Consider the following 10,505-nt stretch of genomic DNA (forward strand, 5'->3'; position numbering starts at 1 on the left):
TAGGCATGATACGACTCTTTCTCTTCTTTCTTTTAGCCGGAAATTATGCTTTCGCCACTGTCGACAGTGTTGCGATCGACGGCAAAGCGTTTGTCAAACACATTCAGGTGCTGGCTTCGGATGCCTTCGAAGGGCGAAAACCGTTTACGGCCGGTGAAAAGAAAACCGTCGACTACCTGAAAACCGCGTTTCAGAAAGCTGGTTTGCAACCCGGCAATGGCAAGATCTATTTTCAGGATGTACCGATGGTAAACATTGCCTCGACCCCGGCGGGGCCGCTGGTGCTGAAAGGCAAAAACGGCACGGTTTCGCTGGCGAACCTGACCGATTTTGTCGCGACAACGCCCCATGTGGAAAATCAGGTGAAGATTACCGATTCGGAGCTGGTATTTGTGGGCTACGGTATTGTCGCCCCAGAATACAACTGGAACGACTACGCGGGTGTGGACGTCAAGGGCAAAACCGTGGTGGTGATGGTGAACGATCCGGGTTTGATCGACAGCACGCTGTTCAAGGGCAATATCATGACCTACTACGGTCGCTGGACTTATAAATATGAAGAAGCGTCACGGCAGGGCGCTGCGGGAGTTCTGATCGTTCACGAATCCAAAGCCGCCAGTTACGGTTGGTCGGTGGTCCGCAGCAGCTTTTCGAAATCAAAACTGTATTTACAGGCAGCCGACAACAACCGATCGCGGGCGACGGTGGAAGGCTGGCTCACGCTGGATGCGGCCAAAAGTCTGTTCAAGCTCGCGGGCGTTTCGCCGGAATTGTTCCGGGAAGCGGGTGTTCGGGGTTTTAAGCCCGTCAAACTGGGACTGACGACTTCGCTGGTGATCAACAACCAGATTACGAAATCGACCTCCCAAAATGTGCTGGCCTTGCTCCCCGGCACCGATCGAAAGAACGAATACATCATTTACACTTCGCATTGGGATCATCTGGGCAAAAGCGAAGCCATTAAAGGCGACTCGATTTACAACGGCGCGTCCGACAATGCGTCCGGCACGGCGGCTTTGCTCGAACTGGCGGAGACGTTTGCCAAACTGAAAAAGAAACCGTCACGATCCATCCTGTTTCTGGCCGTGACGGCGGAGGAGCAGGGTTTGCTGGGGTCGGAATACTACGCAACGCACCCGGTTTTTCCGTTAGACAAAACCGTTGCCAACATCAACATGGACGCGTTCATTCCGGTGGGCCGGACCAAAGACGTGGTGATTGTCGGCAAGGGACAATCCGATCTGGAAGACTACGCGGAGGCTGAAGCGGCCAGACAGGGGCGGTTTATCCGGGGTGATTTCAATCCGTCGGCGGGGAGTTATTTCCGGTCCGATCACTTTAATTTTGCCAAAGTCGGTGTGCCGGCCTTGTATCTCAAAACCGGTGTTCGGTCGGTGAAAAACGGCGAAGCCTGGGGAAAAGCCCAACTGGAAGACCACAACCTGAACCGCTACCACGCGCCCTCGGACGAATATTCATCGTCCTGGGATTTGTCCGGCATCCTCGAAGACATGCAGTTGCTGTTCAATGTGGGGTATCGCCTGAGCAACGAATCCACTTTTCCCGGCTGGAAAACCGGTTCGGAGTTTAAAGCCGCACGGGATAAGAAATAAGGAAGAAAAGATAGAACGGCCCCGGTTGATGCCGGAGTTCGGGCAAACCGGGGCCGCTTATTTTGTTACCAAAGCGTACAGCGTTTTATCGATAGCAAGACGTTAAAGGTATGGAAAAGGCGGCTAGACGCCGGGAGCCATCAGTTTTTTTACAAAGCGACGCAGGGTGTCGTGACTGATGGGTTTGGTTATTCGGTTATTGACGTGTTCTAAAACCTGGTTGTAATTGCCCTGATACATCTGAAAAGCCTGTTTTACTTCATCTACATGATCCTGGCGGGCTACACTTAGCTTAGGTTTCAGACCACGTCCCGGTTTATCGATCAACGCTTCGAGTCCGCCCTGGTTCCACCGACTCATCCAGTTGTAGATACTCCGGCGATCAACCTGGAACATGCTTACGAGTTCATTGACTTGCATCCCCTGAAAACTGTAGAGAATGCACTGACAGCGTCGTCGGAGGACGAGATTATCAGTAGTAGATATCAACTGACGAAGCTGCTTCATTTCATCCGGGGTAAGTGCTTTAATGTTTTTCATTGTTCTCAACAGTTTAATTGATGAGACGACTGCGGTTGCGTACCCGATTATTCCACATAAGGGTGCCGGATTCTTCGCCCAGTCTTCTTTCTGTTCACGTTTCATTAAAAATCAGGAATACGAAAATAGTCTGATAAACAGTACGTTAAAAGCGACCGTTCATGTTTATTGGAAAGGTTATATCGCTTTTAAAATAGATGCATTTTGCCTTATTTAGACTGAATGTAAGCAATGGGGGATTTTTTATAAAATTTTAATAATGCTGTTTTTTTTACTTAAAAAAATATAAATCGATTTAATTATTACAAGATATCGCCCCTGTTTTTAGGAGTTTACCGTATACAATTGGTTACTTAGATAGTGGCAAAAAAGATGAAAAGTGGTTTTCTTTTACTAAATAGCCCTAAACCAAATAATCACTTCTAAAAAAATTACAATAGGAATTGAAGTTTGTGCAGGCAATAGAGCCTTGGCTTCCAGTCCAGTTGATTACCGATTGGTATTTAAACCAATTTGGGGAAATCAGGTTGAAAAGAAAGAACCGATCTCAATTCGGAGGCTCATTGAACACAGCGAAAGAACCGGCTTTTAACACCCTATTTATTCATCCCTATTATGATTGCAGCTAAAGGATACGCAGCCCAGAATGCGCAAACACCACTGGCTCCGTTTCAGTTTGAACGGCGCGAGGTGAAACCCCACGACGTTCAGTTCGACATTCTCTACTGTGGGGTTTGTCATTCCGATTTACACCAGATTCGGGACGAATGGGGTGGGTCGATTTTTCCGATGGTGCCGGGCCACGAAATCGTGGGGCGCGTGACCAAGGTCGGCGCGGAAGTCACCAAATTCAAGGTCGGCGATCTGGCCGGGGTTGGTTGTATGGTCGATTCGTGCCGCACGTGCGAAAATTGCCGGGAAGGTCTGGAGCAATACTGTCTGGTGGGGAACTCCCAAACCTACAACGGTCGGGAGCAGGACGGTGTAACGCCGACCTACGGCGGGTATTCGAACCTGATTGTGGTCCACGAAGATTTTGCGCTGCACGTCTCCGAAAAGCTGGATTTGGCCGCCGTGGCTCCGTTGCTGTGCGCCGGCATTACCACCTACTCGCCCCTGCGGCACTGGAAAGTGGGCAAAGGGCACAAGGTCGCCGTGTTGGGACTGGGTGGTCTGGGACACATGGCCGTTAAATTTGCCGTGGCTTTTGGTGCTGAAGTAACCATGCTAAGTACCTCCCCTTCGAAAGAAGAAGATGCCAAACGGTTGGGCGCACACAAGTTTGTGCTGACCAGCGATCCGGCCCGGGTGAAAGAAGTGAAAGGGTATTTCGACTTCATCATCGATACGGTTTCGGCACCGCACGACTACAACCTGTATCTCTCCCTGCTCAGAACCAACGGCATACACATTTGCGTGGGTGCCCCCCCGACACCGGCCGAAATCATGGGCTTTAGCCTCATCGGCGGTCGCAAAAGCATCGCTGGTTCGGGTATCGGCGGGATACCCGAAACGCAGGAGATGCTGGATTTTTGCGCCGAGCACAACATCGTGTCGGATATCGAGCTGATTCCGATCAAAGACATCCAAAACGCATACGACCGGATGCTGAAAGGCGACGTGCGCTACCGGTTTGTGATCGATATGAATACGTTGTAAAACGGGCGGTTTTCCGGCGAATGAGCCTTAGGCCGTAAAAATAGCGTCCATTTTCTCGCGAATGGTCAGCAGCCGCGTGCGGTCGCCACCGTTGACTTCGGCCGACGCCCAGCCGGAATAGCCAATCTTTACAAGGGCTTTGTTCACCGCCGACCAGTTGCAATCGCCTTCCAGGAATTCAACGTCGAACCCTTTCCAGAGACCCTCGTCCTGCTGTTTCTTCAGACTGTACTCTTTGACGTCCAGTTTCAGAATCCGCTTGCCGAGGGTTTCAATCCAGTGCGTCGGCCAGCCGTAGCGCAGGATGTTGCCCACGTCGAAATACCAGCCCACGAGCGGGTGTTTGAACTCATCGACAAACCGGGCGGCTTCCAGCGGACTGATCAGAAAACCGTTCCAGACGTTTTCGAAGGCAATCTTGACGCCGGTTTTTTCGGCCATCGGCAGCAGCTTTTTGATTTCCTTGCGGCAGCGTTCGTAAGCATCTTCGTAGCTCACATCGGCTTTCACCACGCCGGGAACCAGCAAAACCGTTGTGCCGCCGTACTGCTTCGTGTCTTGCAGCGATTTTTCCATTGCTTTCACGCACACTTCCCGAACCTTCGGGTCCGGATCCGACAGGGGCGATTTCCAGTGCGCCGAATTGACCGTGCCGGGCAGTTCCAGGCCGGTTTTGTCGCGGGCGTCCAGTACCTCTTTCAGGTCGAGGTTGTTGGGCGTGTCCAGTTCCACCCCGTCGAAGCCCAGGTCTTTCAGCAATTTGAATTTATCGAGTACCGACAAATCCTCTTTCACCATACCCCATTTCAGGCTTTTCTTCACCATCGGCGTTTTAAGAACCGGGTTGGAAACCGGATTGACAAACGGGGCGGAAACCGATGCAATCACATGAGGTGCGGATTCAATAGCGGCAAAACCGCCTACAGCGGCCAGCGAGCCGTTTTTTAGAAATTCTCTGCGTTGCATGGTTTTCAGGAGAAAGAGGTAATACCGGGTCGGGCGATTTCCGCAACCGGGGGCTTCATGTCAAAACTATAGGTGTCCGGGCCTAATTTTTCGGTAGAATTCATCGCTTCATCCCAGGTGATTCGACGGCCCGTATAGGCCGCCATGCGCCCCATGATGCCGAGCAGCGTGCTGTTGGCCATGTATTCGCCCTGGTTGATCGGTTCGCCCTTCCGAATGGCCGCAAACAGCTCGTCGTGTTCCGTCTGGTACATGTCGTTGGCAACTCCCGAATATTTCCATTTTTTCCGCCCGGTGATTTCGTGTACGTTCCGGGACACGTTGGCGACCGCGCGGCCTTTCGTTCCTAAGGCTTCGCACATATAACTTCCCTCGCAGTTGACCTGCTGGCGGCTGAAATGGAATCCCTTGGCTCCGTCTTCGTATTCGTAGGTAATGGCGAAGTGGTCGTAAATGTTGCCATAGATCGGTTCGGTTCGAACCTGACGGCCACCGGTTCCGGCTGCCGAAAGCGGCATTTTGTCACCAAAGGCCCACGACATCATATCGACGCTGTGAATCGCCTGCTCGACCAGGTGGTCGCCCGATAGCCAGGTGTAATAATACCAGTTCCGGAGCACATATTCGGCGTCGGTCCAGCCCGGTTTTCGGGGGTGCGACCAGACGGTGCCAGTATTGTAGGTGTTGTAAACGGTAAGCACGTCGCCAATGGCACCGTCCTGAATTTTCTCAAACGTGGCCCGTTTGGGTTCATGAAACCGCCAGCAGAAGCCCGAGAGAAGCGAGATTTTCTTTTCCTTCGCAATTTTAGCCGCTTCCAGCACCTTGCGGACGCCGGGAGCATCGACGGCCATCGGTTTTTCGCAGAAGACGTGTTTCCCGGCCTGCACGGTGGCCATCAGGTGTTCGGGACGGAAATGCGGGGGCGTCGCCAGAATCACCACATCGACCCCCGACTCCAGCACTTTTTTATAGGCATCGAACCCCACGAATTTGTGTTCTTCGTCGACTTTGACCTTGTCGCCGTGGATTTTCCGCAGGTTGTTCAGCGAGTCGTCCAGTTTATCCTTGAAAATATCGCCAACGGCGTGCAGCACCACATTGGGGTCGGCTTTCAGCGCCTGGGCGGCTGCGCCCGAACCCCGGCCCCCACAGCCGACCAGGCCGACTTTGAGGGTGTCGGTGTTGATACCGGCAAATGAACGCTGGGGGTGCAAAATAGTGACGGCGGGTAAAACGCTGCTGGCCAACGCCATGCCAGTCATTTTTAAGACGTCTCGACGGGAAGTACTCATACGAAAGTGGTTTAGGATTTTGGGTCGAAAAATCGGTGAAGATTTTCCCTGAAAGATAGCCAGTCCAACCGGGAAAGTCAAAATTCGGGTGGTTTTCACCTTTCGAAAGGCCATTTATCCCACCGGTTTACCACTTATCTAATAGATGGCAATAAAAGGTACTGGGTTTTGCACAGTAATTAAATAGATTTTTATCTTTGAACCTTCACGCTAAACCAACAAATCCTGATGAAAACGTTCCTCTTCTCCTTTTCCCTGCTTTTCAGCACCGTCCTCAGCTTTGGCCAATGTGCCAAGGAGGTGAAACTAATTACCTCAAAAACAGAATACCTGGATGCCGCCGGTGTGGTTCAGCGGACGGTGGACGAACAAAGCACCATTGACATCGGGAAAACAGACATTTTAATAGTACCGGGCAATGCCGATCAAAAAATGAACGGCACCATTCAGTCGACGACCTGCACCTGGAGCGTTCCGTACAAGGAAGGGAAAACCGTTATCAAGGCACTTTTTGCCAAGGAGCCCGGTCAAGAGATGCATGTCACCATTACCATCGAAGGGAAAGCCGACCAACTCACGTTCCTGATGGAAATCGCCGAAATGCCGGATCGGAAGATTCGGGTGTGGGTGGAGGAGTTTGGGGAGAAGAAGTGAGGGAGGCAGACTAGGTGATTTTTGTGAAAAAAATACAAAGAACTGAACAACCTGAAGCTAGCCAGAAACCGAGCTTATAAAAAAACCTCTACTGAGGTAGGCGGGTAACACCGCTTTGCGTTTAATTGTGACAGCCTGGTTGTTTTGCGACCAGGCTGTTTTTTAAATCAGAGAAAGCCCAAGTTGAAAAATCAAAAAAGTGGCATATCCCAAGTGATGTTTTAAAGTTAGTTTAAGGGAAATCAAATTTTCCAAGCAAAATACTAGTAATGCTATATATTTGAAAACTGCATAATTATTTAACATCCATTTATATGAGTGATCAGAACTCAAACCAGAACAGTTTTTCAGAGCAACGGTATTTTACAGGAAAGGCAATCCCCCCTGGCGCATCTAACGATCTTATCGAGTTTATGCAAGCTGCAACGCGGGACATACAATTCGAATATCAGAGGATTAAGAAAAGAGCCAAAGAGGACCCCGGTACTGCTGGAGATCAAGGGGAAGAAAATTGGGCAACGCTGCTAAGAGACTGGCTTCCTCCAACCTTTCAAATTGTTACTAAGGGACGAATATTAGGAGCCTTTGGTGCTACCAGCCCACAAGTTGATGTAATAGTTTTACAGCCCGAATATCCAAAGAGTTTATTAGATAAGAAATTATACTTAGCTGGTGGAATTTTAGCAGTATTTGAGTGCAAAACAACACTAAAGGCCGAACACATTAAGTCGTTTTTTGAAACTTCAAGAATTATAAAAAATCTGCCACCTAGGCGCACAGGTAATCCCTTTAAGGAGTTACAATGCCCTATATTATATGGCTTACTAGCTCATAACCATTCTTGGGTTAGTGTTAAAAATGATCCAATAGATACAATTGATAATATTTTGTGGGATGCTTTCAACACTTTAAACCACCCCATTGAAATGCCAGAATTTGTGTGTGTTGCAAATATCGCAAGCTGGGAGTCACGTAAATCAACATTTATGCATCCACATTTCTTTAATTTTCCTGATGCTCATCCCGATCATTTAAAAGATTTAGTTCAATGGTTTGGTCCGAATGGTTCAGCATCGGCAGGTTATACCTGCTATAAGACAAATCAGGTTGATACAAATGATCGGAGTACACCGATAGGTTCTTTTTTTACAAGTTTATTATATAAGCTCTCGCTTATACATCCTAGCTTAGATCCGCTTGCCGAGTATTTTGCAATGACCCAGATTCAAGGGGCGGGTTCAGGAAGAGAACGAAGATTTGACGCTTCTTCAATTTACTCAAGTGAGGTTTTTCAAAAACTACTTAATGGGCACAATCGAATGAAGCCATCAAATGACTGGCCATTTGCCTTTTAAGCGGTCTGGGATTGGCATTGCTGGACTTTAAATTACTTTTCAATTGTTCATTTTTGAGGAGTTAGGCTTTTGATTTTTTTGATATAATCCTCTAATTCAACTATTTTTTTAATCAAATCTAATGATTTAGAATTGAAAATTACAGAATGATTTTCTGGCGACAGAAAGACGAAGTCGACATCTGCTATTATTGATATAATAGGTTTAAATTCTTCTTCCTCCGGTTTTGATAATATTTCTTCTAGTATATCATTTGTAATATTAATACATTGGTCAATTTTATAAATTATTGCTTGATCCAAGGGGTTAATTACTAAGGCTTTCACATAGGCCTCTATAGCTCTTTGAAATAAGTGAATGGCTTTATAGTATTGATTATTCTCGAGGGCGTCAATAGCTGCTCGTGTCGATAAATTATATCCGACCTGAACGAAATGATCTATTGATATTGTTTTGATATTTTCCCCCATAGACGCTATTTTCTCATTTATGTTTTTTACGTTAAGCGCCATTTCACTCGTAAAAGACCCTTGCAACTCTCGAAATTTTCGATTTATAAAACTATAAGAGACCAATCCAGCGGCCGCCAAAAGAATACCTAATAACCATTCATAATGAGTCGCCTGTCGATCCAAGGCGGTAGCGTAAAAATTCTCTTCCGCTACATATTTCAACAGATCCCCATTCAATTTGCGGTTTTGACGATTAAGTGAATCGTTTAAAGTTAGAAGGCTATCTGATTTCCTCAATAGCATTCCAACATTCTTAGCAACCATTTGTAAGGTGTCGAATTTGACTGGTTGAGGTCGTTGAGACTTGCCAGTTGTAGGCATCAGTAGTAGTATGAGGAGAGGTAGCCGTTTTATCATTGTATAGTTAACTTATAAGTGAATTTATGCTCTACGCAGGTTAGGAATGGCTTTGCCTGAAGGCAGAATAATAGCTGAATACACTCTACCTCTCCAGTAGGTCTTAACTGCTTTAAAGATTGAGTAAATGCCTGATAAAAAAAGTCCAGGCTGTGACTCATCCAAGATTGGTATTGGGCTACCTAGATTCATAATAATGGCGTTTTTTGGTTTAAAATTCAGGAAACAATTCCATTTGTGTCTCCCGAACTATAATTCCCAGATCTCGTAAATAGTTCTCTGTTTGTTCTGCACTGGAGTGACGGCACTGGCGCTGGATCAGCCGGATATTTTGGGTTGCTTCCCAAAGGGCAATGACGCCCGTATGCTTCCATCCATACATATCATAGTTCTGGCCTTTCAGTTCCAGGCGTTCCAGAATCTTACGGTGATGGTGGTAGTAATAATCTGGCCCGACTGGCTCCGGTCCGGGCTCACCACCTTTTCCAAAAACATAGTAATGGGGTGGGTAGGAGCGTAGCTTTTTTTCCTGGATCAGTCGCTCGAGTCCTGGGGGAATTTCAACGTGCTCAGCCTCATTGTCTTTGGCATCGTCAGCCGTCACAAAGATCGTCTTTGGTTTCAGGCTCCGAACCCGCAGCAGCCTTATTTCCTGACGCGGCCGCATAAATGTGTAATAGATAAAACTGACAAATAGTAGTAAATCCTGTTCTTCCGTGTGGTTACAGGCATCTTTGAAAGCGTGACGTTGATCGGACGTGTAGGCGGTGTGCTTATTGGTTTTCGTGACCAGGTCATTGATGCCCAAGAACGGATTTTTCAAAATATCCTTACCGGCCATTTTGTTGATCCGCTCGACCCAGTGCGTAAAAAACATCCGGACGGTATCGTTTACCGCATTGCGGGTGCGGTTGCTGAGGCCGTAGGTAAGGATGACTTCATCAAGGAATTTAAGGGCTTCACCGGCATTGAATGCCCGGATCGGCGTTCGAGTTTTCTTTTGATCCGTCAGGTACTTCTGAAACGTCCGGATGTGGGTGCGGTATGTCCTGAACGAGTTGTGGCTTACCGTTTTTTCTTTGTAGCGTAGAAATTCCGAAATGGCAATATCGATCCGGGTAAGGTGGTTTACTACCAGATCTGCGGACTTCGAAGGAGTGGTTGGTTTGACCTTCGGCTTCGGTTCTTTCTGCGGTTTGGGTTTCGGAAGGTCATCGACGTAGGTTCCTTTTTTCAACACCCTGCGAAGCTCCTTAATAATTGCTTTGGCATGCTCCTGGCGTTCATCGATCGTATTTCCTTTCACGACTACCCGCTTCCGGACAATCTTTTGGTTTTTTAGTGACCAGGCTCCGTATTCGACCACCCACTGTTTTGACAGGTCATCGTCGTCCGGACGACTCAAAAACGGCTCTTTATAGGGGTATATTTGGGGATCAATACCAAAAGTTGTGGATCATCTTGGTTTAAGCATATAACTGAGTTAGTCTGTAAAGGAAAAATTCCACATTTCTTACCCCTCTGAACTGGGCCCGGAACGCTTTGATTTTGGCA

The 10,505-nt window shown here is 47.9% G+C and carries 9 protein-coding genes; 4 read left to right on the forward strand and 5 right to left on the reverse strand.

The window, feature by feature from the left end:
• Positions 1 to 5: 5 nt before the first annotated feature.
• The gene (locus ACS5NO_RS30810; RefSeq protein ID WP_439418679.1) at positions 6 to 1,613 is read left to right on the forward strand and encodes a M28 family metallopeptidase; all 1,608 of its coding nucleotides are present in this window, start codon (positions 6 to 8) and stop codon (positions 1,611 to 1,613) included.
• 123 nt (positions 1,614 to 1,736) lie between these two features.
• Here the strand turns inward: ACS5NO_RS30810 and ACS5NO_RS30815 are convergent, their stop codons facing one another.
• Positions 1,737 to 2,153: a helix-turn-helix domain-containing protein gene (locus ACS5NO_RS30815; RefSeq protein ID WP_439418680.1), complete on the reverse strand. Its 417-nt coding sequence runs from the start codon at positions 2,151 to 2,153 to the stop codon at positions 1,737 to 1,739.
• A 615-nt stretch (positions 2,154 to 2,768) separates the two neighbouring features.
• Here ACS5NO_RS30815 and ACS5NO_RS30820 point away from each other — a divergent pair.
• Complete coding sequence (locus ACS5NO_RS30820) at positions 2,769 to 3,812, forward strand: NAD(P)-dependent alcohol dehydrogenase (RefSeq protein WP_439418681.1); 1,044 nt, start codon at positions 2,769 to 2,771, stop codon at positions 3,810 to 3,812.
• A gap of 27 nt (positions 3,813 to 3,839) precedes the next feature.
• Here the strand turns inward: ACS5NO_RS30820 and ACS5NO_RS30825 are convergent, their stop codons facing one another.
• Both ACS5NO_RS30825 and ACS5NO_RS30830 read right to left on the reverse strand, forming a co-directional pair.
• Positions 3,840 to 4,778, reverse strand: a complete 939-nt coding sequence (locus ACS5NO_RS30825; protein WP_150877193.1) for a sugar phosphate isomerase/epimerase family protein — start codon at positions 4,776 to 4,778, stop codon at positions 3,840 to 3,842.
• A 5-nt stretch (positions 4,779 to 4,783) separates the two neighbouring features.
• Positions 4,784 to 6,073 (reverse strand): Gfo/Idh/MocA family protein, encoded by a 1,290-nt coding sequence (locus tag ACS5NO_RS30830; RefSeq protein ID WP_439418682.1) that lies wholly within the window; start codon positions 6,071 to 6,073, stop codon positions 4,784 to 4,786.
• A gap of 228 nt (positions 6,074 to 6,301) precedes the next feature.
• Between ACS5NO_RS30830 and ACS5NO_RS30835 the strand changes: the two genes are divergently transcribed.
• Together ACS5NO_RS30835 and ACS5NO_RS30840 are read left to right on the forward strand one after the other, a co-directional pair.
• Positions 6,302 to 6,727, forward strand: a complete 426-nt coding sequence (locus ACS5NO_RS30835; protein ID WP_439418683.1) for a hypothetical protein — start codon at positions 6,302 to 6,304, stop codon at positions 6,725 to 6,727.
• 314 nt (positions 6,728 to 7,041) lie between these two features.
• Positions 7,042 to 8,082, forward strand: a complete 1,041-nt coding sequence (locus ACS5NO_RS30840; RefSeq protein ID WP_439418684.1) for a DUF6602 domain-containing protein — start codon at positions 7,042 to 7,044, stop codon at positions 8,080 to 8,082.
• Between the two features lie 47 nt (positions 8,083 to 8,129).
• Here ACS5NO_RS30840 and ACS5NO_RS30845 read toward each other — a convergent pair whose 3' ends face one another.
• Both ACS5NO_RS30845 and ACS5NO_RS30850 read right to left on the reverse strand, forming a co-directional pair.
• Positions 8,130 to 8,915: a hypothetical protein gene (locus tag ACS5NO_RS30845; protein ID WP_439418685.1), complete on the reverse strand. Its 786-nt coding sequence runs from the start codon at positions 8,913 to 8,915 to the stop codon at positions 8,130 to 8,132.
• 247 nt (positions 8,916 to 9,162) lie between these two features.
• The gene (locus ACS5NO_RS30850; RefSeq protein ID WP_439418686.1) at positions 9,163 to 10,356 is read right to left on the reverse strand and encodes a tyrosine-type recombinase/integrase; all 1,194 of its coding nucleotides are present in this window, start codon (positions 10,354 to 10,356) and stop codon (positions 9,163 to 9,165) included.
• Between the last annotated feature and the right edge of the window lie 149 nt (positions 10,357 to 10,505).

Source organism: Larkinella fluvii (assembly GCF_051857545.1).
GTDB lineage: Bacteria > Bacteroidota > Bacteroidia > Cytophagales > Spirosomataceae > Larkinella.